Source organism: Mycobacterium sp., from assembly GCF_004298145.1.
GTDB lineage: Bacteria > Actinomycetota > Actinomycetes > Mycobacteriales > Mycobacteriaceae > Mycobacterium.
The window spans coordinates 27,085-47,792 of the sequence record NZ_SCRH01000063.1 but is presented as its reverse complement, the minus strand read 5'-3'; the positions used below and the strand labels follow the sequence as shown (position 1 = coordinate 47,792).

Genomic DNA, 20,708 nt, shown 5'->3' with positions numbered 1-20,708 from the left:
TCGCCACTAGCCCAATGGTGGCGACCCGCCGCGCCCGGCTCCGCCGCACTTGCGATCGCCACTAGCCCAATGGTGGCGACCCGCCGCGCCCGGCTCCGCCGCACTTGCGATCGCCACTAGTCTGAGCGCTGTGCGAGACGAATTGGTGTGGATCGACTGCGAGATGACCGGCCTGGATCTCGGTTCGGACAAGCTGATCGAGATCGCGGCGCTGGTCACCGACGCCGATCTGAACGTCCTCGGCGACGGAGTGGACGTGGTGATCCACGCCGACGACGCCGCCCTCTCGGCGATGGGCGACGTGGTGACCGAAATGCATTCGCGCTCCGGGCTGATCGACGAAGTGCGGGCATCCACCGTGGATCTCGCGACCGCCGAGGCGATGGTGCTGGACTACATCGGCCAACACGTCAAGCAACCCAAGACGGCGCCGCTGGCCGGAAACTCGATCGCCACCGATCGCGCGTTCATCGTGCGCGACATGCCAGCCCTGGACACGTTCCTGCACTACCGCATGATCGATGTGAGTTCGATCAAAGAACTCTGCCGGCGCTGGTACCCGCGGATCTACTTCGGTCAGCCGGTCAAGGGGCTCGCCCACCGCGCGCTGGCCGACATCCATGAATCGATCCGCGAACTGCAGTTCTATCGACGGACCGCGTTCGTCTCCCCACCGGGCCCGTCTACCAGCGAGATCGAGGCGGCGGTCGCCGCCCTTGGCGGTGGAAAAAACGCACCGGGACCAAGCGATTCGGCCGGCGCGCCGCCGAGCGGCTAGTATCTACAGTCGCTGCTCGTGCCGGCCCGCGGTCGGCACGCAGCCATGGTGGGTGTAGTTCAGTTGGTAGAGCGTCAGGTTGTGATCCTGAATGTCGCGGGTTCGAGTCCCGTCACTCACCCCACAGGTCAGAGGGTATTTTCGCCCTCTGACCTTTTTTCATCTGTGAGGACTCGTGACGTTAGCGTGTCGTTACGGCACTAAGACGGGTCGCGTCACGCAAACACAAGTTGTTGTGTTGCCGTCGCTTGTCCCATGCCAGGGATAGGCTCACGGACACAATGAACCAGATCAAGACAGGGCTTCCCCCGAATCCCACGATCAGCCAGGCTGCCGAGTTCTTCGGCGTCGACGAGAAGACGATCCGCCGCTGGATCGCGCAGGGCCGGTTGACGGCCTATCGTGTGGGGCCGCGCCTGATTCGCATCGACCGCGAGTCAATCATCAAGATGTGCAAGCCGATTGGATGCGCCGCCTAATGCCCACTAAGGCTCACTGGATTGTGGGCCTCTACATGGACGACAACGGCTACTACGGGTTCGACGGCGAGATGGACGCCGACACGTTCCTCACCGCAGCCCGTCACGTTGGGCGCAACAACGGACCGGGGCTGCTGCTCGACCTGTTCTGTCAGGGGAGCATCGACGTCGTGAAGCACCCCGAGCTGGTGGCCGATGTGTGGTCGTCGGCCGAGTTCCCGGTGAACAACCTTGACCCCTACATGTGGGTTGAGTTGTTCGACGAGGCTGGCTACACCCACGGCGGACAGCCCGCGCAGCGGCCCACCCAACCCATCGAGCTGTATCGCGGATGCCACCGCGAACGCCACCTTGGCATATCGTGGACCACCGATCCGGCGCGCGCGCAGTGGTTCGCCGACCGCGACCTCGGCAAGGGAATCGGCCACGTCTACGTCCACCGCGCCAAGCCGGGAGAACTGCTGGCCTACATCCACACCGAGCACGGTCGCGGCGAAGCCGAGTACGTCATCGACCCGAATTTCTTGAATGACGACAATGTTCACGAGGCCATCCTTGCGGGGGTGGCGTGATGACCTTCAGCAAGTTGCAGTGGCTCAAGGGCTTACACGGCGTCAAGATGAAGCCCAACACCTTCCGCGTGCTCGTGGCCATGTTCGACTACACCAACGAGCACGGGCGCCGTGCCTACCCTGGAAACGCCCGTCTGGCCCGCGATTGCTGCTGCTCGGTGAGCACCATCGAGCGGGCACTAGAAGAACTGGAAGAACTCGGCCTGCTACGTCGGGTATCACGTGGCGGGCGCAGCGGCAACGGCGCCCACTGGGCAGCCGAATACGAGTTGTTTCAACCCGTCAAATGGGGTGGGTCAACCCGTCAAAATGAAGATGTCAACCCGTCAGATCCGTGGGCTCAACACGTCACGGGTGACGACCCATCAGATCATGTACCAACAGATCATTACTCATCAGATCATGCATGCAGTGCCGCATGAATTCCGTTGTCCGTGCAATCTCACGTAAGTAGTCGGTTGCGTAAGCATGGCCTGGACAAGATGAGTTGTCGAATGGGTCGATTTGTCAGGTGACGTACCGACACCAATTACTTTAGAGCGGCCCCCGCGGCGAAGCCGGAGTAAATCGTGTTCGCTCCCGGTATTTGGGTGGTCATGACGTAAAGTTAGTAGTGAAGGATTACAGGAACAAAAAGGAAAAGTGGGACGACCAACTCTCTGGTTGCCGCTGAGGATTCCGGGATATCGTCCGGACTATCAATACCGTTTCACCGACGGCGCGATTCGCAACGGCAGCCGCAACATCATTCAAGACACCATCGACGGCGATTTCGTCTACGTGACGCTGGAATCGTACTGGGGCGAGCGCGACTACGTGAGTAAGGGCGAAGTGCTCGCCCGCGCCCATTTAGGGCCGCGGCTGTGGCGCTGCTGGGTGTGTGACAAGCACGTCGACATCCCGATCGACATCGTGCATTTGAACGGCATCAGCACCGACAACACCCCGGCCAACCTCGCCTACAAGATCGTTGAACACGAGGCGCGCAAACATGAACTGCGTTGCCTTGAGGCGCTGATGTCAGCCCGCCCGGTCGCACGCGCACCCCGCAGCGGATTCCGCGTCTCGGGCTACAGGCTCATCGAGCGCCCCGCCCGCTATTCACTCGCCGCATAAGGACACCATGATTACCAAAATTTCGACTGCTGGCACCGACGTGATTATCGCGGGCCGGCGCAATGGCGGATACGCCATCGAGCAGGGCACCAGCCATATCTTGCTCACGGCCAAAGAGGCCGCAGAACTCGCCCACGCATTACACGACGTACTACAACCGCGCATTTCCAGCCCGGCGAAAGCCCGTATCATGCGCTACCCATTAGAAAGCACACATGAATAAGACCATCCACGGCGCCGATTACGCCGCCGTCATTGCCGATTCCTTCGAGATCCTTCTGGACGACGATAAAGACCGCGGCCCGGTGATCGGGCTACGTGTCGACCCCGTTGACGCTCCCGCATTCATCATCCCCATGACGTATCAGGCCGCGAAGGATGTCGCGTTGAATATTGGTAAGGCTCTGCTGTTCGCAGCCCCGGAGCTTTTCACCCCCTAGAAGCCACGCGGAGCCCCGTTTAGCCTCTTGCGCCTGTAGATCCAGGCGAATACGCGTTGGACCGACGCTGCTTGGGCGTTGGCACGTGAAGTGTGCCCAACCATCCGGAAGCGATCACCAGCCAGGTCCTCCAAATCGCAGCGCCGCCTTCGTTGCATGGGATTTCATGGAGCCGTGAACCCAACTCACCCACCGGCTGACTGGTACAACGACCCCGAACACGCAGGTACCGAGCGCTGGTGGGATGGCCAACGTTGGACCGAGTATCGCCGTCCCGGAAGGCAGCCACCGCCGCCAGATGCTGCAGCGCGGGCAGCGTCGTTGATCGGGCAACCGATTCCACAGCCACCGGGATTCCCGCCGCCGCAGCACTACGCGCAGTTCGGGCAGAACCCGCTAGCGGCATGGCCCTACGGTCCGACGCAACCGCCGTCGGCCAGACGTGGCGCTATCGCTAAAAACAAACTGATCTCGGTAATAGTCGCAATTGGTTCACTGCTTGTGATTGGCGCCGTAGTTTCGGGTTCGCTGACCCATATTTTCCACGACGACCGCTGGTACAAAATGGGTCAAGAATCTGCCCGTCATGGGACCGCTCGTAACTTCTACGACAGGATGGGGATGGACCCAGAGAACGCCTGCGAACTCGATTACAGAACCCGGTTCATGTTCAGTTCGCCGCCCAAAGACTTCGATAAGGACGACTTCATGAAAGGCTGCATCGAAGGGCTCAAGTGAGATGCACGGCGTCGACCGGGCTGTCTAGTAGCGGGTAGTCAGGCCCAAGCGGCAAGATCATGCCGTGCAAATGTATCGGGAAAGCCACGCAGATGGGGCCGTCCAACCGGCTAATTGACATTAACCTAGCTTGCCTATTGAAACTATCGAACACCTGTATAGTAACGGGCCATGACCAAGCGAATCGCTCTCGCGCTGATCCTCACCGTCATCCCGTTCACCACGTCGGGGTGTTTCGCGCCCATCTGCACCCCCGGCGCAATGACGAACTGTGTGGTTTCGTAGCTCGCCTATGCGCCGCGATTCATCATGCGCTCGGGGGAGATGACCTGGCCCAGGCAGCCATTAAGGCAGAGGACCCGCTGAACAATGGATCGGAGGGGAATCCCGCCGTGCGCGTAATCCTGTTTCATGTGGACCGCGACCGGACCACCGCATATCTCGCAGGTGTCCTCTTCTAGCCAGTACTCCGACACGACGTGCTCCTAGCTCAGGTAAACGCAACTACACCTAGAAGGCTAGGGCAGGTTACCGACGCCGCCGTGTATTTCCCGCTGGCCAAGTCCCAGACGCACGTCACGCATATGCAGCAGGAGAGACCGACTAAGCGAGCTGTAGAACCACGACCAGCGGTCGGCATTTGTACTACACCTGGGCTTGCGCTCGATTGATCGGCAGCCAGAGAACTGGAACAAAGCGTTCCGGTGTTGAGGCCACCTGATCGTTACCACGCCCGTGCCAGCGAGTGCTTACGTGTTCAGCGCGTTGAACATTTGCCACTAATCTGTTGGATGGCAAGCACATTCAGCACATCGGCATGAGCTAGGCAAAGAGAACTGAGATCCGTTGGGGTACAGCTGATTCTCAGCGCGGTTTGCTGATCCCACGGTTGCATGGTGCCTGGTGACCAATCCCGTTGCCCCTTGATCCTTGGGGTGGAGGTGGCTGTAAATCCTTGGTCTGCAACGTATTTCACGACCCTTCGGGTCATGTCATGCGCGTGCCACGAATTCCGTTGTACCCCAACGGCTTTAAACCGGATTTGCGCAGGTCAGAGGCGGCTTCCCGGGCCTTCCTAACCTACTCTGTGCTCAGACAACGATGATAACTCGGGATGCACTGGCGCGCAATACCTTTCGCCAACTTATTTCGGAACGAAACGTACGCCAAACAAGGTGTCACATAAGGAGATTCATTGCGGTACCACCCAGACGCCTGCCCGAAGTGCAACACTCCAATTACCAAGATTCCCAACGGTGGCCGCCCGACGCGCTGGTGCTGCGAGGGATGTAAACGTGCTGGTGAGAGCGAGATGTCCCACCTGGATTCCCTGCTAAGGGTGTTCACCGAGGGCAAGTACGTCGACCGGCTGAATGGGCGCGACACCACCGATCGCGATGTCGTAATCGCCGAGATGCAAGCACGTTTCGACCACCTCGCCGGTGTGCCGAAAACTGGATCACAGCAACATATTTCAGAACACAGAGCTTAACCAATGTCGCGTCGCTACCAGACCCCCAAGCGCCCTCGGCAGAAATACCCGGTATGTCAGAGTCTCGTCGCCGTCGACAGATTGGGCCGCTACAGAAGTCACGGCCCCGGCTCCTGGCGCGGTGGCGAGGGCTGCGACGGCTCCTACCGCATGGCACAACCACCGTCATAGGGTGGAGAGAGCCGGGGACGAAGCCAGCGCCCCCGGTTCTCGACCAACGATAACAACAGACTTGGGTTAAACCCCTAGAAGTGCGCAGCACACTGCGCACTTCCCACGGCTGCGTCCCGCCGCTTATCCAAGGCCGCTCAACTTCTCGGTCACTGAGAAGTTGCCCGCCGACGATAACCCGCACACAGACAAGCCCACCACCCGACGCGTTGCCGCTCCTTAGTGACCCGCATTAATACGCGTCCGCTGGTCGTCCCACAACGACTATCGAAAGCAACACATGAATGTAAACAGGCTCAACGCTAAGGGCCGTGAACTGTGCGAGCGCTTAGACAACTTCAGCACAGAAGTGGAGAACAACTCCACCTTAACCGAAGCGCAAAAAGACAAAGCCTTCACCGATCTGAAGGCGGAATTTAAAGCGTGGGAAAACGAACACGCTGCCTACGAACATGGACAGGAATTCCTAAAGAAAATGGGTACTAATCCCGCAGGCATTGGGGAGAAGCCCAACGCTCAACTGTTTGACGGCCTGGTGGCCGATAAGAACATCACCCACACGGGTGGTCAACTCGCGCCCCTGACATTTGACGGTAAGGCGCTATCAGCCATCGGCAGCTCGTATGAGACCAACCAGCCCATTCGGGTCAAGGCATTCTCCGCGGAAACCAAGACGCTCACCACCTCCCTGTCGTCGATGACCGGACTGCTGCCGGCGCAGCTTCATCCCGGAGTAGTCGAGCGTGTCTGGGATGTCCGGGTGGCTGATCTGCTGCCCGCCATCACCGCGGATTCCTCGTCCTACGAATTCCTCAAAGACACCACGACTTCCGCCGCGCAGGCCGCCGTTGTCGGCGAGGGACAGACCAAGCCCCAAGTGGACATCACGCTGACGTCGCAGACGTTCAACTTCGCGAAGATCGCCGGGTTAATCAAGCTGAGCCGGGAACAGATCTCCGATTTCTCTCAGGCTCTTGGCTATTCGATCACCCAGCTTCAGCGCAACATCATCTCCGCGGAGAATCACCAGCTGCTCTACGGCGACGGGTCGACCAATTCCGATGGTTCGGTGAATATGACCGGCCTTGCTCACATCTCGGGTATCGGCACCCACACCGCTGGAACCCTGTCGGGGACCGAGAGCCACCTGGACTCGATTTTGAGCGCTATCGACGCCATGCGTACCGGCGCCGCCCTGGCCTCGCCCACCTTCGCCCTGGTCCACCCGACCACCTGGCACGCGATCTGCCTGGAAAAGGACGGGTTGAACCGCTCGCTCGTTTCACCGGACCCGACCCAGGACACCGCACTGCAGGTCTGGGATGTGCCGGTGAAGCTGTCCACCGATGTCGTCAAGGGCGACCTGTTCATGGTGGACACGACCAAGATGGGTTACGTCGTTGTTCGTGAGGGTCTGGTCATTAATGGGCCCAGCCACGACAGCGACGATTTCAGCCGCAACCTGGCCTCCTGGGTCGCCGAACTACGTGAAAACCTCGCAGTGGTCCGTGCCTCGGCGGTCTACCTGCTGCAGGGCCTGCCCACGAGCATCACCGCCCCGTGATTCTCTACCGAGATCGCCCGCGCCGGGCTCGAGTAATCCTTCCCGGCCGGGAGATCCACGGCGAGGCACCCCCACCTGACGACGAATCCCTCGTGATCGTCGGCACCGAGGATCGAGAACCGATCAGTCGACCGGGGCGCCGTCCACGCAAGTAAAAACCCTTCCCAGCCCCATGCCGTAGAAACTAGGGGCTGGTAACACCAGTGGTGCTAGGCATGCACGCGACTGGTAAACAAGCCGCAATAGTTATTGCCTTTCGATTGCGGCATGTACGTAGACGCTTTTTGAGGTCCTTGTCTGCCTGTTAGTTGGGCGTCTGCAGCTTGGCCGGGGAATGAGTCTCTAACCTTGGCGGGTGATTCGCTCATTCTCCGGCCCCTAAACTTTCGCCCTGACGCGCCTTCCCCCACAGGTTGCGCGGGTGAAATCCGGCGCGAGTATTTCTCCTATTCCGAGCGCGTCGGGCCGGGTGGCGCCTCTGGGTGCGCCCCCGGCACATTCTTCCCGCATGGAAACAATGGGGTCTCGCATGCGGGCAAACGTGGGAGCCGCGTAGCCCATACAACTCCACGAATGACGCGCGGCTCCCACACTCCCAACTTTTTCCTTTCAGTCCATCCCGCAAAACGCCATATACTGGTAATCATGAATATTGAAATCCCGCTCGCAAGCAAGGGCGACAAGATCAAGCCACTATTCGGCAAGTCGTTCACGGTCACCGATATTGACTTGCCCATGGGCACGCTCTCCCCAAGACAATGGGTGCTTCGTGGTCTCGATAAATTCGGTATCGAGCGCACCCACACCTTCGTGGAGGGCGATAAAACTACACTGTTTGAAAAGGTGCTCTGAGCGCCACGGAGAGCGGTTTTCTCCGTGTTAACGATAGAGCCCCATACTGGAGAAACACAAAGAGCCGCCAGAATTAAATCTGGCGGCTCTTTTCGTGTTTCTGGGCTATTTCCCCCTATGCCCAAAAGTGTACTCCGCTTTATGCTCCGACTCATCGCGCACTAGTTCATCGAACTTGCTTCTAAGTAGTCGGGTATCGGCGCCGTACCACTCTGCGCACTGCTGGCAATACACCGATGTCCGCTCGATGTCGCCCTCCCGTGGCCATCCTTCGTGGGCGTGTCCAGGTAGCGCGATCTGGATGGGTTGATGGGCCGCTGTTTTGGTCAGTCGCCCGATGCTATGCGCCTCCTGGCACAACAGGTTGCAGTCGCCTATCCCGGCGTCGCTCATGGGTTGGTCATCACCGCTCATGGCAATTCCAGGCCCGCGGTCTCGTCAATCATCTCCTCTGGCAATCCGGCTTCGCAGAGCGTCTGCCGCAATCCCAGAATCATCTGCCGAACGTCCTCGGGCATCTCCGAATCATCCAGTTGCCGACGCATCGCCGCGATGTTGCTCAGCTGCTCCGCTAGTAGGTCGAACTGCGCCTTTGCCTCGGCTCCCTCCGCCGTAAAGTTTTGGCCCACCCAGATCCGAGCGCCCGACTGGTGTACCTCGTGGGCGGGCATGAGGTGTCTAACAGCGTCCAGCTCTTCGCCGCTAAAGGAGTGGGTCTCACCGCCGCGCAGGCAGTCCGCCGCCTTGGTGAGGATGCGCAGGACAGCCGCTTCGTAGTCCTCGCCGTCTTGCAGGCAGTCATGCACATATCCGAGATCGTCTCTGTCTGTGTATGTCTCGTTGATGGCATCGCGCCAGAGGTCCGCGTAGGTGGGTTCGTCGGCAGTTTGCTTGGCCTCGGTCATCCGGCCGACAGTAGCCGCCTCATCGAGGCCCGTCAACAACGAGATACGTTGAACAGCAAAGGAATTCCGTACCAAACATACACACTGAATTCCCTACCGACTCGGTACGCTTATGCCTGCCCTATTCGTCGCGCTGCGGGCGGTAGGCGATGATCACGTTGTCGGATCGCGTAGGCGGCTTCTGGCTCTCCTATGTTCCGCCCTGGCTTGCCGCAATTTGACGTGAAGGACACGCACGTCGGCTCGTGCCGCTCATCACCTAGTCGCGCCTCGACCCACTAGGGGATCTAACGGGTGAGGTGTCCTTACCTGGTATAAAAGCTCCGATGGACGGCCAACGGGCACAAAAGCCGAAGTGGTGGGAGCCGGCTCCCGAGAAGAGCGCCAATTTCCCAGCTGAGACGTGCTTAACGCAGTGCGGTAAAAACAGCGGGTTCCGGCCACAGCCGAGGTTCGACGACCCCCAACGTCCCGAGCTCACACTGTCAGTCCTAGAGGGCCGTTACGAGGTTGCCGACGCCATCCGTGCGACGTTCCGTCGTCCCGCCCGGTTGAACGATCGCGCTAGGTACTTCATCGTTCGGAATCTGACGGAACACCAATACTGGGCGTTCAGTAGTCCGTCGAAAGGGATTCCTACTCACGGCAGCATTTCCGCGCCGATTCGGGAGCGAAGTCTAGATAGACATCGCGCATGGTGGTCGGCCGATGGGCGTGTCACACTTGAGGAAATCGCCGAATCTGTGCATGAGGAGGAGGGAGGTTCGAACGGTTGATGCTTCTACGACGCCGACGGGCCGATCCCTTCGCGTGGGTGGACGATCTTCTTGGGCCGTCGGGTGAGCCGAAGTCCCTCGTCCCGATCGCCGGCCACTCATACCTGCTAAAGCTCGGCCGAGGCGCGATCTTGTACTGGGTATTTGACGAGCCGGACGAAGAGACGGCCTACACGTTGTTTGTGCGTCTCACCGATAAAGAGGCTCATGCGGTGCATGAAGCCGACTACTTGGTGGGGATGTTGGAACCCGTACGCGGCAAGCTTAAGTTCCCAGGTGCGCTATTGATGGTGCAGCACAGGGGAAGCAAAAAAATTGCCGTTCGGCGCTTTATCATTCCGTCCGACGATAGCGAATACGAGTTCGTCAACGATTTGATTTACGCTGCAAGCTACGCATCCGACTACAACAAAGAAGTTAACTTCGGGCTGGCGGCAGACTCTCATAACCTTCGCGACAAGATGACCCAGCTTGAAACAGAGAAGTGGGCGCTCCAAGCAGAAACGCGGGAACTGAAAGCGAAAACGCACCGGCTGAAGGAGCGACTTGCTCGCTTGGCGGACGACCAGCTGCGAGCAACCAAACCCGAAATTCAGCTTGCAGAATCTCTAGGGAGGTTGGTCTCGGTCGCTTCCTAAGTGCCCGCTGCTCTTCGGCCGTTCCGACCTCACGACCCCACGTTTAAGGGGCTTTCTGCCTATCTGTCGTATTGCGGGCGCTAGGCCCGAACGGCCTGGTGCACGACTTCCGCCGCGTCGGTATCGTCGTTCATCCCTTCGCCAGTTCCGACAGTTTGTCGGCGATAAGGATGTCGCGTTCCTGCGCCGCAATCTGGTAGCGCATAGACATTGCCGGGGTGGTGTGCCCGATCCGGCTCATAAGTTCCTTGGTGGTCGCCCCAGCGTGGGCTGCCAATGTCGCCCCGACATGGCGCAAATCGTGGACCCGCATCTTCGGCTTGCCAACGCTGGCGAAACCGTTCTTTACCGACTTGGTGAACGCGGTTTGCGACAGCCGCAACCCCCTAGTTGTGGTGAACACCAACGATTCAGGACCCTTGCCCGTGTGCGCCTTCATGTGCGCCCGCAGAATCTCCGCGACGTGCGGGGGAACTGTCACGTCCCGAATGCCAGCGTCCGTCTTGGGCGGCCCCACCTCTAGCGTGCTTTTGCCCCTGGTCGTCACGGTGGTCGCCGCCCTGCTGATGCTCAACGTCATTCTCTCGCCGGCCGTGTGAACATCCTTGCGCCGCAACTCGATTAACTCCCCGAACCGCAGGCCGCACCATGCCGCCACGGCTACCGCAGCCCGGTAGTGCTCAGGCACGGACTCTGCCACCTTGACCAGTTCAGCGGGCGTCAAAGGCTGCACGTCGCGGGGTCTCGGCGGCTTCCCGGCCTTTTTGTGCTGGCAGGGGTTTTCCCGCGCGGCCCTCTCCTCCACGGCGGTGCTATAGATGGCTTTGAGCAACTGATAAGCCTGCGCGTTGCTGGTAGGGGTGCTGTATTCGCCGCCCAGCCAACCCCACCACTTGTTAACCCGCTCGGGCGTAATGGCGGTAAGCAACTCATCACCCAGATCGGGAAGTATCCGGCTATCCAACAACCGCGTGTACAGGGCGTGCGTCTTGGGCCGAAGCGGGCGGTCGTTGAGGATTTGACTCTCAAGGCGGTATTCGGCATCCATCCACCGCCACGCGTACTCGCGCAGAGTCATTCCCGCCGATTTCTTCAGCGCGGCCCGAGTCTGCGGCGAGGTCCACTCCCCCCGGTCAAGTAGCCTGCGCTCATGTGCCAGCCAGCCCTCCGCGTCAATCTTGGAGTCGAACGTTCTCGTGGCGAAGTACACGCAGCCGTCGTCGGCGGTGTAGGAGGCGCGGATATTTCCGCTCGGCAGGGTACGCAGCGTGCCCCACGTGCGCCGCTGGGGCTTCTTTCTGGTCGTCGTCCTGGCCATGTAGGCAACTTAGCAGACCATCGTGTCGTTAGCGTGTCGTTAATGCTTCCAATAATGGCTGCTTACCAGGCCTTCTGTCCGGTCATGTCTCTGGCAGTTCCCGACTGAAAAGATAGATTGAAGTGCATAGATGGCCAATTTTCACCTGCAGGTTGTGATCCTGAATGTCGCGGGTTCGAGTCCCGTCACTCACCCCACTGGTCAGGGAGCATCGCCGCTCCCTGACCTTTTACGGTGGTAGCGACTCCGCGCACCGCTGTTGCACCCGTGAGTGGAAACCAGTGAACAGACAACGTCCCGTCTCGCCCACGATGCGAGCGACGAAAACCGTCATCGCGGCGGTCGCGTTGCTCGTCGCGGGCTGCGGCGGGTCGAGCCACACGGCGACCACTGTCATATCGACCCCGCCGGCGGAAACGAAAACGGTGACGAAGACCGTCACCCCGCCGCCTCCGCCGGGACCGAAGACGGCCATCGAGGCCAACGGCACCTACATCGTCAACAAGGAGATCGCGGCGGGCACCTATCGCACCGACGGCGGCAAATACGGGTGCTATTGGGCGAGGCTGCGCAGTTTCGACACCAACGACATCATCGACAACAACGTCGGCGACGGCCCGCAGGTGGTTCGGATCTTGCCGACTGATACCGCGTTCATGACCAGAAGCTGCGGAAGCTGGCACAAGATCGACTGACCGCACCGGTCAGGTGTTGGCGTTGCCCGCCTTCCACTGCGGCCACGGGATGTTCCAGTCGCCCAGCCCCTCGATGCCCGGCAGCGTCGGCCCCACGGTGTGCACCACCTCGACGATGTCACCGCTCTTGCTGCGGTCGTAGAACCATTCGGCGTTGCTCGGACTGACGTTCAGGCATCCGTGACTGGTGTTGGAGTGGCCTTGGGCGCCCACCGACCACGGCGCGGAGTGCACAAAGACTCCGCTATAGGACATCTGCGTGGCCCAGTCGACTTCGGTGCGATATCCGTTGGGCGAGTTGACCGGAACCCCATACGTCGAGGAATCCATGATCATGTGTTTGAACCGCGCCCCAATGATGTAGACACCGTTGGCCGTTGGCGTGCTGTCCTTGCCCATCGACGTCGGCATGGTCTTGACGACTTCACCGTTCACCCGCACGGTCACCGTCTTCGTGGTGTCGTCGGCCGTCGAAATCACCTCGTCGCCGATGGTGAAGTGCGTCTTGACGTTGTCCTCACCGAACATGCCGTCGCCCAGATCCACCCCGTAGGTGTTGACCGCCACGTCGATGGCGGTTCCCGACTTCCAGAAATGCTCTGGACGCCAACGCACTTCGCGATTGTTGAGCCAGTAGAACGCACCCTCCACCGGCGGGTTCGTGGTGATGGTGATGGCTTTCTGTGCCGCCGCGCGGTCCGCGATGTTCTCGTCGAAGCGGATCGCCACCGGCTCGCCGATGCCCACCACCTCGCCGTCGACCGGACTGACGTAGGGCATGGTCAGGTGGGCGGGTGAACTGGTCTGGAAGCTCATCTGCTTGTTGGCCGCGCCGCCCAACCCGGTCGCCGTCACGTTCAGCGTGTAGCGCCTGTTGTAGCCGAGTGGCTCGGTGGTCGCCCAGCGCAGGCCGTCGGCGCTCAATTTCCCGCTGATTGACTTGCCGTTTTCGTTGACCATGGTCACCGACGCGAGCACGCCGTCGGCGACGACCACCGTCACCGGTGCATCGACCGTCACGCCGACGGCGCCGTCGGTCACCGAGGAGGTGAGCTTGGGGACCAGCAGGTCGGCGAACGGAGTGCCCTTGTCGAAGATGACCTTCGCCGGCGCCGCCGCGTGGTTGCCGCCGCAGGCAACGCCAAACACAGCAACCGTGACGATCACGACTGCCAGCCACGATCGGCGTCCACGCAAAGACGTCATCCAGTGACCTTCCATTCAATTCTCGAAGTTGGTCACCGCTGACCTCGCTGCGGGCATTCTAGTGGGTTTTACCGACTCCACATGCCCACACCGGGTCCGGCGGCCGTTCGGTGTCGACGCCGCAATGAATTCGTCACTCAGGCGACGTCAACGACGCCTCCACACGCCGGCTACGCGGGTTGCCCCGCCGAACTGCGCCAGGGCACGTTGGGTGAGCTGGACGCCGCCTTCGGTACCGATCGGGCGCCATTCTTCGGCACGGTGTGATAGCCGCGCAAAAATACTGTGCAGCAGCGTCTTTCGTTGACCGGCATGACCCCGCGGCCAAAACACCGACGAGGACCGGGCGATGGCCGGCCTGGCGAGGGTGCAGCGCCTGGCGGCCCACCCGCGACTCGGCAGCTATCCTGGGAAACGGTCGGGATTTCACTACGCGGCACAACGCCTGTTATTGTCGCCTACGCGGTCTCGGCCGACCACAAGCGCCGTTAGCTCAGTTGGTAGAGCAGCTGACTCTTAATCAGCGGGTCCGGGGTTCGAAACCCTGACGGCGCACAGCTCGTAGGCGGTGCCTAGCCTCTCTAGCTAATCTGATCCATCCTTAATGGCTCGGCCCCAGTAGGCCGACACCCTCGACGTGAATTCGGCCACGGGGCCCACGTACTTGCCCTCGACCGTGCTCGCTCGTGCCTACCCGAATTGGTCGGCGCCCACGCACCCGCCCAATCCCCCGGTCGTCGATCGCCGTCCATGGTCTTCCTCCGGGCGCCTGCGGCCGGCGCAAAGATCGCTTGGGGGTTCCCCGGACGGGCGGCGATCCTTGACATGACTTTTGGAGGGTCTTGCGGAGGAGCGCGCGTTCGCGCCTTCGCGCAGGGAGCGTGAATCGTGAAAATTACATGCCTTCAACGGTGGTCATTCTGCTTCCAGCGCCTAGAGTCGGCACATGGCGGACCGCGGAGCAATGATCAAAACCTGTGCGGGTAACGAGTGGTTCAACACGAACGCCGACGAGATCCGAGCGCTGGTCGACGCGGCGACCGGCGAATGCGAACGCGGCTACTGCGACGTCGCCGACATGGTCGTGAATCAGCGCTGGGCCGACGACATTCCGGTGTACGTGTTGAGCGACCGCGTCAGCGGTTCCTGACGCGACGCACCGTCACCACCACGACAAGGACCCCGACACCGGCTAGCGACGCCAGCACCACGGGTTTCTGCACGAACCCGATGACCCGGGCCTTGAGGTCGTCGGCGAGGTGACGCGGGTTCGCCCGCTCGGCGAGGGCATCGACGGTGGCCGCCAGCTGATCGCGGGCGACGTCGATGTCTCGCTTGATGGCTTCGGGGTCGCGGTCCGCCACTGTGTCCTCCAAGTCGCCCACTATCCGGCTCATGCACCTGCCCGAACTACCCTAGATCAGCTGGCGGTAACCCCGACGCTCCGGTGAACAGAAAGGGACCCACCTTGACCGAGACCACGCGGCTTGCACCGGGCGACAAGGCGCCCTCCTTCAGCCTGCCCGACGCCGACGGCCACAAAGTGTCCTTGGCCGACTACAAGGGGCGGCGGGTCATCGTGTATTTCTATCCGGCGGCCTCGACTCCCGGGTGCACCAAGCAGGCGTGCGACTTTCGGGACAGCCTGGCCGAGCTCAACGGCGCCGGCCTCGACGTGCTCGGCATCTCCCCCGACAAGCCGGAAAAGCTCGCCAAATTCCGTGACGCGGAGGGGCTGACGTTCCCGTTGCTATCGGACCCAGACCGTAAGGTGCTGACGGCCTGGGGCGCCTACGGCGAAAAGCAGATGTACGGCAAGACGGTCACCGGCGTCATCCGCTCCACGTTCGTGGTCGACGAGAAGGGCAAGATCGCCGTCGCGCAATACAACGTCAAGGCCACCGGGCACGTCGCCAAACTTCGCCGCGACCTATCGGTCTAGACAGTCGCCGATGACGGCGGCTTCCTTGTACTCGGTGATCGGCCGCGCGATCCCCTGTTCGTCGCACACCCGCTGCAGCTTCTCCAGCGTCTCGTCGATCCCCGGGCCACGCGGCCTGCCGGGGGTGAAGGTCGCCGGAAGGTGCTGCATGCCCTGGATCACGCCGATGGTCGGATAGTGCACGGTGCCTTCGGGTTCGCAGCTGTAGTCGGGCATCCGGTCGAGCACCGCCGTGAGCATCGACTTGAACACGACCCGCGCGACATTGGAGCCGATGCAGCGGTGGATGCCGAGCCCGAAGCTGAAGTGCCGGTTGTTCTTACGACCGAGGTCCAACTGATTCGGATCGGGGAACACCGCGGGATCGCGGTTGGCCATCGCCCACGACAACCACAGGCGATCGCCCTCCTTGAACTGCGTGCCCGCTATTTCGAGATCGGCGGCGATCGTGCGGCCGTCCCCCGGAGCAGGCGTGAAGAAACGCAGGAATTCCTCGGTCGCCGAGTCGAGCAACGTTTCCGAATCTCGCCTCAGCAGTTCGCGCTGCCCGGGATTTTCGCCTAGCCATTCGAGTGCGTGCGCGGTCAGCGCGGTCGTCGTGTCAAAACCTCCGCCGATGATCAGGCTGAGCATTCCGAGCAGTTCGCTGTCGGGGGCGGGTTCGCCGTCGATCTTCAGGCTTGCCATCGCGTCCACCAAGCCGGGGCGTGGGTTCTCACGAATCTCGAGGAGGTGGTTGAACAGGTCCATTCCCATCGCCAGCGTCTGCTCCAAAACCTTGGGGGCTTCCGGGGAATCGGCGGGAGTGTAGACATTGGCGTGGGCCGGCTCGCAATAGAGCCGCCACTTCTTCAGAGGAACGCCCATCATCGCCAGTGTCAGGACGGCGGGCACGACGTTCGCGAGATCGTCGACGAAGTCGATCCGCCCGACTTCGATTTTCTCGTCGATGCTCGCCCGCACGATCTCGTCGACAAATGGCACCCAGCGCTTGATGGCTGCCGGCGACATGTAGGGGTTGAGGACGCTGCGGTAGGCGGAGTGCTCGGGTTCATCCATCTCGAGCATGCCGCCACGGACGCCGGCGCCCTGCGGCAGCGTGGGAATGGTGATGCCCTTGTAGCCGGTGCCTTTTCCGGTGACGTCGTGGTCGTTGGACACGTGCGGGCATCGAGCGAGCTCGAAGACCTCCGGGTTGCCCGCGGCCACCCAATGTCCGTCGTAGGTGTCGGTCCACGCCAGCGGGCACCGGGCGTGCATGTCCTCGGTGATCGCGGTGAACCGCTCGCGGTACTCCGGGGTGTGGCGATCGAAGTGGTAACGGTTGGTCTTGGTGCGCGTGGTGCCGGTCAGGGGGTCTTCCGTACTCACGGTGGCGTCTCCTGCGGACGTTATCTGTAACAGGTTGAGAGGTGTGAAGGACTGTCACATACGTGACTTTTCGGGTGGTTTTGTTCGTGGGGAACAGTGTTATCTGTAGCGGTGTCACTGACGTTGGCTGGTGCTGAGGGATCGTGTGGTGCGGGTGGAATGCCGCGGAACTGTGCGACGCGGACCGCACACAAACGCGCGGTCAAGTTCGGGCGGCATTTCCAAAGACGGCGACATGGCGAGTGAAGCTATTGGGCCGGCGGCTACGCCAGCGAGCGACCGCGCGAGCGACGAGGCCCAGGCCAGCGAGCCCCGCGAGTGCGACTACCAACGGCCCGGTTGCGAGTGCGGCTCCTGCGACTGCTCCGCCGACCCCCACAGCGTCGAGGCCGTACCCGAGCGCTGGCTTTAACTCTCCGCGCTTCGCGACCATCTTCTGCGCAGCACCGTTGACGCTGTTGGCAATCTCCTGCGTCGTCGCGACATCGAGGCCCGGCGTTTCGTTGCCGTCCCCGGCCTGCAGCAGCTGCTCCGCCCTGAGGATCCCCTCCGAGACGGCTTTACGCCACACCTCGAAGTCTCCACTTCGTCGAATGGCGACGACATCGGTCAACTCTAGGCCGATCGGGTCAGGCAACTGGCATTCGATCACTCGTGAATAGAGGCGATTCTCGGGTGCGACCCCTACCACCTTTTTGCGTAATTCCGTGTTCACCATCTGACACAGGGCTCGGAGTAGCGAATTGTGTGCGTGCGACGGCAGGTAGGGTTCGAACTCTCCTCCTACAGCGGAGATTTGGGCTGCCAGATCTATCGCGGCGCGCCGTGCGTAGCTGATCTCGAACCAGTCCGGTGGCATCCGTGGGAACTCTGCATCGACTGTGTCGGCGATTGCGCTGAGTTCGACTATCAGGTCGGTAGGTAGGTCAACTTCCTCGGCATAGGGGACGATGATCAACACGTCATTTTCAAAGAGCGAGGCAAAGGGGGCCAGCCGTGAGATCGTTTCGGCGGCTGCCGCTCGCTGGATCTCGATCGTATCCGCCATTCCCAAGGGCAGGGCGGGAGTCAACGCGGCCGCCCCAAAAAGCGGATCGGGGAGCGCGATGGCGTCGCAGTAGAGCAGGTGTCGCAGGAACTGCGCATGCAACAGTTCCGCTCGTACGTCGGCGGTGGCGTGGCGAGGCGGCAAACTCCGCCAGGCGCCGGCTAGTTCGCCCCCTGGGTCACCTAGCCACTGTGCAAGCGCATACGGACGGATCGCGTGCGGCTTCGCTTCAGGAGGTGTCCAGTCTGTCGCCCACTGACGCCAGGCGTCCAAGAAACTGGAGACGCGGGCGTCGACCTGCCCTCTACTAATGTTGGCTGCGAGGTTCGGATAGTCGTTCGTACCTTTGGTGCCGAATACCTCGTTGATGAGGTTGACAACTGTCGTCATCGAGTTCCCCTCGCCGAGGCTGTCGATCTGGCGGCCGAACACGTCCCTGAACTCTAGTTGCGTTGGTTGGATGTCGAGGCCGTTCCGACCCTGAGTTCAGGGTTGCTTTGGCAGGTGACGCCGTCCTCGCAACGGTGGCGCCACAAGTTCATCGCTGGAGGGTCGGAGTCTGCCCTAGCGGTTGAGGCGGCCCGGCAGCGTCGGCAGCCGCCCAACCCATCACCGCTAATCGGACGCCTCGTGTCGAATCACGTTGACCGCCATCATCCGACGCCCTACGCATGTGTAGCGACCGGCAGCTCCATCCTCACGTCATACCCATGTAGCCCACGGCATCACCTGCACTGATACTCAGGGAGCCCCAGGCTCTTACGGATAACGACCGAGTGGCTGCGGATACAAGCAGTATGCGGCGAGACTGTCGGTCTCGTTAAGCATTCTGGCGGTCGAGTTTTCCCGTCAGGCCAGGTTGGCCAGCAGCAGCGCCTCGCTGATCGCCGCGCGTTCCAGCACCCCCAGGTGCAGGCTCTCGTTGATGCTGTGCGCCTGGGTCCCCGGATCCTCCACACCGGTGACGAGGATCTTCGCCCGCGGGAAGGTGGCGGCGAATTCGGCGATGAACGGGATCGACCCGCCCATGCCCATGTCGATGGGCTCGGCGCCCCACGCCTGCCGGAACGCCGCGCGGGCCGCGTCGTAGACGTCGCCGTCGGCCTCGATGGCGTAGGGCTCGCCGATGTCGCCGCGGGTGACGCTGACCCGCGCGCCCCAGGGGGCGTGGATTTGCAGGTGGGCGGCCAGGGCGTCCAGGTGCGCCGCGGCGTCACCGCCCGGGGCGACGCGCATGCTGACCTTGGCCCGCGCCCGCGGGATCAGCGTGTTGGACGCCTTCTCGATGGGTGTGGTGTCGATGCCGATCACGGTGATCGCGGGCTTGGCCCACAGCCGCTGCGGCACGGAGCACGAGCCGATCTCGGACACGCCGTCGAGCAGACCCGAGTCGGTGCGAACCCGCTCGGGCGGATACTCGGGGTAGTTCAGCGCGGCGATGTCGGTTTCATGCAGGCCGTCCACCGCCACGTTGCCGTCGTCGTCGTGCAGGCTGGCCAACAACCGCACCAGCACACTCAGCGCGTCGGGCACCACCCCGCCCCAGATGCCGGAGTGCAGGCCGTGGTCGAGGGTGGCGACCTCGACCACGCAATCGACCAGGCCGCGCAGCGACACGGTCAGCGCGGGTGTGTCCGTGCTCCAGTTGTCCGAGTCGGCGATGACGATCACATCGGCGGCCAGCGTGTCGCGGTGAGCGGCGAGCAGTTGGCCGAGTGAGGGCGAGCCGGATTCCTCCTCGCCTTCGACGAAAACGGTCACGCCCACCGGTGGTTGACCGCCGTGCGCCCGAAAGGCCGCCAAATGTGTTGCGATTCCGGCCTTGTCGTCGGCGCTGCCGCGACCGTAGAGCCGTCCGTCACGTTCGGTGGGCTCGAAAGGTGGCGACACCCATTGGCCGCGGTCGCCCTCGGGCTGCACATCGTGGTGGGCGTAGAGCAGCACGGTGGGCGCGCCGGGCGGCGCGGGATGACGCGCGATGACCGCGGGCGCTCCGCCCTCGCTGACGATCTGCACATCGCCGAAACCGGCCTGCGACAACAGATCCGCCACCGCCTGGGCGCTGCGGTGCACCTCGGACCGGCGGCCGGGATCGGCCCACACCGATTCGATGCGCACCAAGTCCTCCAGGTCCCGCCGCACCGACGGCAGCACCTCGCGGACGCGCTCAACCAGATCGCTCATGGGATCGAGGCTAGTCGGCGGTCGTCTCCAGGATGGCCACCGCGGCGGCGGTGTCCCCCTCGTGCGTCAGCGACACGTGAATCGTCACGTCGGCCAGATGTTTGGCGATGTCGCCGCTCAACCTGACCCGGGGCCGTCCCCACATGTCGGTGACCACCTCGATGTCGCGGTGGATGTCCTCGGGCAGCACGGGCCGCTGAGCGAACCGCGATCCGGACCAGGCCTTGATCACGGCCTCCTTGGCGGCCCATCGGGCCGCGAGGTGGCGCGCCGCCGACGAACTCTTGTCTGACGCGTCGCGGCGCTCACCCGGGGTGAACGTCTCGGCGAAGACGGTTCCCGGCTGGTCGACCTGCTCGGCGAAATCAGGAATGGAGACGAGATCGATCCCCACACCGACAATTCCCATGGGACGCCAGGCTA

General features: G+C 62.0%; 22 protein-coding genes, 2 tRNA genes and 1 pseudogene. 17 read left to right on the top strand and 8 right to left on the bottom strand.

All coding sequences use genetic code 11. The annotated features are described in order from the left end of the window. Positions 1–130: 130 nt before the first annotated feature. The 11 genes from orn to EPN51_RS26420 all read left to right on the top strand — a co-directional run bounded on the left by orn (position 131) and on the right by EPN51_RS26420 (position 8,202). Entirely contained in the window at positions 131–778 is a 648-nt protein-coding gene (gene orn, locus EPN51_RS26470) for an oligoribonuclease (protein WP_293048826.1), read from the top strand. Between the two features lie 48 nt (positions 779–826). Further along, positions 827–902: transfer RNA gene (locus EPN51_RS26465), tRNA-His, on the top strand. 157 nt (positions 903–1,059) lie between these two features. Then, entirely contained in the window at positions 1,060–1,257 is a 198-nt protein-coding gene (locus EPN51_RS26460; protein ID WP_293048824.1) for a helix-turn-helix domain-containing protein, read from the top strand. Continuing rightward, positions 1,257–1,829 carry a hypothetical protein gene (locus tag EPN51_RS26455; RefSeq protein ID WP_293048822.1) on the top strand — a complete coding sequence of 191 codons (573 nt, stop codon included), beginning with the start codon at positions 1,257–1,259 and terminating at the stop codon, positions 1,827–1,829. Before EPN51_RS26460 ends, EPN51_RS26455 begins: the two co-directional genes overlap by 1 nt. Then, positions 1,829–2,251, top strand: coding sequence for a helix-turn-helix domain-containing protein (locus EPN51_RS26450; protein WP_293048821.1), 423 nt, complete (start codon positions 1,829–1,831; stop codon positions 2,249–2,251). Before EPN51_RS26455 ends, EPN51_RS26450 begins: the two co-directional genes overlap by 1 nt. A gap of 220 nt (positions 2,252–2,471) precedes the next feature. After that, positions 2,472–2,945: a hypothetical protein gene (locus tag EPN51_RS26445; protein ID WP_293048820.1), complete on the top strand. Its 474-nt coding sequence runs from the start codon at positions 2,472–2,474 to the stop codon at positions 2,943–2,945. A gap of 7 nt (positions 2,946–2,952) precedes the next feature. Beyond that, positions 2,953–3,168, top strand: a complete 216-nt coding sequence (locus tag EPN51_RS26440; RefSeq protein ID WP_293048819.1) for a hypothetical protein — start codon at positions 2,953–2,955, stop codon at positions 3,166–3,168. Then, the gene (locus EPN51_RS26435; protein ID WP_293048817.1) at positions 3,161–3,385 is read left to right on the top strand and encodes a hypothetical protein; all 225 of its coding nucleotides are present in this window, start codon (positions 3,161–3,163) and stop codon (positions 3,383–3,385) included. The genes EPN51_RS26440 and EPN51_RS26435 overlap by 8 nt, the downstream gene beginning before the upstream one ends. Positions 3,386–3,559: 174 nt before the next feature. Then, positions 3,560–4,123: a DUF2510 domain-containing protein gene (locus EPN51_RS26430; RefSeq protein WP_293048815.1), complete on the top strand. Its 564-nt coding sequence runs from the start codon at positions 3,560–3,562 to the stop codon at positions 4,121–4,123. Between the two features lie 1,943 nt (positions 4,124–6,066). Continuing rightward, the gene (locus EPN51_RS26425) at positions 6,067–7,350 is read left to right on the top strand and encodes a phage major capsid protein (protein WP_293048813.1); all 1,284 of its coding nucleotides are present in this window, start codon (positions 6,067–6,069) and stop codon (positions 7,348–7,350) included. Between the two features lie 645 nt (positions 7,351–7,995). Further along, complete coding sequence (locus EPN51_RS26420) at positions 7,996–8,202, top strand: hypothetical protein (protein WP_293048811.1); 207 nt, start codon at positions 7,996–7,998, stop codon at positions 8,200–8,202. A gap of 410 nt (positions 8,203–8,612) precedes the next feature. Here the strand turns inward: EPN51_RS26420 and EPN51_RS26415 are convergent, their stop codons facing one another. Beyond that, the gene (locus tag EPN51_RS26415; RefSeq protein WP_293048809.1) at positions 8,613–9,107 is read right to left on the bottom strand and encodes a hypothetical protein; all 495 of its coding nucleotides are present in this window, start codon (positions 9,105–9,107) and stop codon (positions 8,613–8,615) included. An 814-nt stretch (positions 9,108–9,921) separates the two neighbouring features. On the opposite strand from EPN51_RS26415, the gene EPN51_RS26410 reads away from it, so the two are divergent. Next, complete coding sequence (locus tag EPN51_RS26410; RefSeq protein ID WP_293048807.1) at positions 9,922–10,521, top strand: hypothetical protein; 600 nt, start codon at positions 9,922–9,924, stop codon at positions 10,519–10,521. A 130-nt stretch (positions 10,522–10,651) separates the two neighbouring features. On the opposite strand, the gene EPN51_RS26405 is transcribed toward EPN51_RS26410, so the two are convergent. Next, on the bottom strand, positions 10,652–11,839 hold the full coding sequence (locus EPN51_RS26405; protein ID WP_293048805.1) for a site-specific integrase: 1,188 nt from the start codon (positions 11,837–11,839) through the stop codon (positions 10,652–10,654). Between the two features lie 311 nt (positions 11,840–12,150). Between EPN51_RS26405 and EPN51_RS26400 the strand changes: the two genes are divergently transcribed. Then, the gene (locus EPN51_RS26400) at positions 12,151–12,534 is read left to right on the top strand and encodes a hypothetical protein (RefSeq protein ID WP_293048803.1); all 384 of its coding nucleotides are present in this window, start codon (positions 12,151–12,153) and stop codon (positions 12,532–12,534) included. Between the two features lie 9 nt (positions 12,535–12,543). On the opposite strand, the gene EPN51_RS26395 is transcribed toward EPN51_RS26400, so the two are convergent. Then, positions 12,544–13,755 (bottom strand): Ig-like domain-containing protein, encoded by a 1,212-nt coding sequence (locus EPN51_RS26395; RefSeq protein WP_293048801.1) that lies wholly within the window; start codon positions 13,753–13,755, stop codon positions 12,544–12,546. Between the two features lie 66 nt (positions 13,756–13,821). Between EPN51_RS26395 and EPN51_RS26390 the strand changes: the two genes are divergently transcribed. The 3 genes and pseudogenes from EPN51_RS26390 to EPN51_RS26380 all read left to right on the top strand — a co-directional run. After that, on the top strand, positions 13,822–14,007 hold the full coding sequence (locus tag EPN51_RS26390) for a hypothetical protein (RefSeq protein ID WP_293048830.1): 186 nt from the start codon (positions 13,822–13,824) through the stop codon (positions 14,005–14,007). A gap of 215 nt (positions 14,008–14,222) precedes the next feature. Continuing rightward, positions 14,223–14,295: transfer RNA gene (locus EPN51_RS26385), tRNA-Lys, on the top strand. A gap of 457 nt (positions 14,296–14,752) precedes the next feature. After that, positions 14,753–14,890 (top strand): annotated as a pseudogene (locus EPN51_RS26380) (DUF3556 domain-containing protein); the annotation flags it as partial. Here EPN51_RS26380 and EPN51_RS26375 read toward each other — a convergent pair. Beyond that, entirely contained in the window at positions 14,877–15,104 is a 228-nt protein-coding gene (locus EPN51_RS26375; protein WP_293048828.1) for a DUF3618 domain-containing protein, read from the bottom strand. The pseudogene EPN51_RS26380 and the gene EPN51_RS26375 overlap by 14 nt on opposite strands. Positions 15,105–15,208: 104 nt before the next feature. Here EPN51_RS26375 and bcp point away from each other — a divergent pair, with 104 nt between their 5' ends. After that, positions 15,209–15,682, top strand: a complete 474-nt coding sequence (gene bcp / locus EPN51_RS26370; protein WP_293048799.1) for a thioredoxin-dependent thiol peroxidase — start codon at positions 15,209–15,211, stop codon at positions 15,680–15,682. Here the strand turns inward: bcp and EPN51_RS26365 are convergent. The 4 genes from EPN51_RS26365 to EPN51_RS26350 form a co-directional block, all read right to left on the bottom strand. Further along, positions 15,671–17,053 (bottom strand): cytochrome P450, encoded by a 1,383-nt coding sequence (locus EPN51_RS26365; protein WP_293048797.1) that lies wholly within the window; start codon positions 17,051–17,053, stop codon positions 15,671–15,673. The genes bcp and EPN51_RS26365 overlap by 12 nt on opposite strands. Before the next feature lie 202 nt (positions 17,054–17,255). Beyond that, positions 17,256–18,533 (bottom strand): hypothetical protein, encoded by a 1,278-nt coding sequence (locus tag EPN51_RS26360; protein ID WP_293048795.1) that lies wholly within the window; start codon positions 18,531–18,533, stop codon positions 17,256–17,258. Between the two features lie 417 nt (positions 18,534–18,950). Continuing rightward, entirely contained in the window at positions 18,951–20,285 is a 1,335-nt protein-coding gene (locus tag EPN51_RS26355; protein WP_293048793.1) for a dipeptidase, read from the bottom strand. A gap of 10 nt (positions 20,286–20,295) precedes the next feature. Beyond that, entirely contained in the window at positions 20,296–20,694 is a 399-nt protein-coding gene (locus EPN51_RS26350) for a holo-ACP synthase (protein WP_293048791.1), read from the bottom strand. Positions 20,695–20,708: the final 14 nt, after the last annotated feature.

Excerpts from the sequence above, each read along its gene's own strand:
- EPN51_RS26460 (WP_293048824.1), top strand. The coding sequence starts at position 1,060 with ATGAACCAGATCAAGACAGGGCTTCCCCCGAATCCCACGATCAGCCAG.
- EPN51_RS26455 (WP_293048822.1), top strand. The coding sequence starts at position 1,257 with ATGCCCACTAAGGCTCACTGGATTGTGGGCCTCTACATGGACGACAAC.
- EPN51_RS26450 (WP_293048821.1), top strand. The coding sequence starts at position 1,829 with ATGACCTTCAGCAAGTTGCAGTGGCTCAAGGGCTTACACGGCGTCAAG.
- EPN51_RS26440 (WP_293048819.1), top strand. The coding sequence starts at position 2,953 with ATGATTACCAAAATTTCGACTGCTGGCACCGACGTGATTATCGCGGGC.
- EPN51_RS26435 (WP_293048817.1), top strand. The coding sequence starts at position 3,161 with ATGAATAAGACCATCCACGGCGCCGATTACGCCGCCGTCATTGCCGAT.
- EPN51_RS26425 (WP_293048813.1), top strand. The coding sequence starts at position 6,067 with ATGAATGTAAACAGGCTCAACGCTAAGGGCCGTGAACTGTGCGAGCGC.
- EPN51_RS26420 (WP_293048811.1), top strand. The coding sequence starts at position 7,996 with ATGAATATTGAAATCCCGCTCGCAAGCAAGGGCGACAAGATCAAGCCA.
- EPN51_RS26415 (WP_293048809.1), bottom strand. The coding sequence starts at position 9,107 with ATGACCGAGGCCAAGCAAACTGCCGACGAACCCACCTACGCGGACCTC.
- EPN51_RS26405 (WP_293048805.1), bottom strand. The coding sequence starts at position 11,839 with ATGGCCAGGACGACGACCAGAAAGAAGCCCCAGCGGCGCACGTGGGGC.
- EPN51_RS26400 (WP_293048803.1), top strand. The coding sequence starts at position 12,151 with ATGCGAGCGACGAAAACCGTCATCGCGGCGGTCGCGTTGCTCGTCGCG.
- EPN51_RS26395 (WP_293048801.1), bottom strand. The coding sequence starts at position 13,755 with ATGGAAGGTCACTGGATGACGTCTTTGCGTGGACGCCGATCGTGGCTG.
- EPN51_RS26390 (WP_293048830.1), top strand. The coding sequence starts at position 13,822 with ATGCCCACACCGGGTCCGGCGGCCGTTCGGTGTCGACGCCGCAATGAA.
- EPN51_RS26355 (WP_293048793.1), bottom strand. The coding sequence starts at position 20,285 with ATGAGCGATCTGGTTGAGCGCGTCCGCGAGGTGCTGCCGTCGGTGCGG.
- EPN51_RS26350 (WP_293048791.1), bottom strand. The coding sequence starts at position 20,694 with ATGGGAATTGTCGGTGTGGGGATCGATCTCGTCTCCATTCCTGATTTC.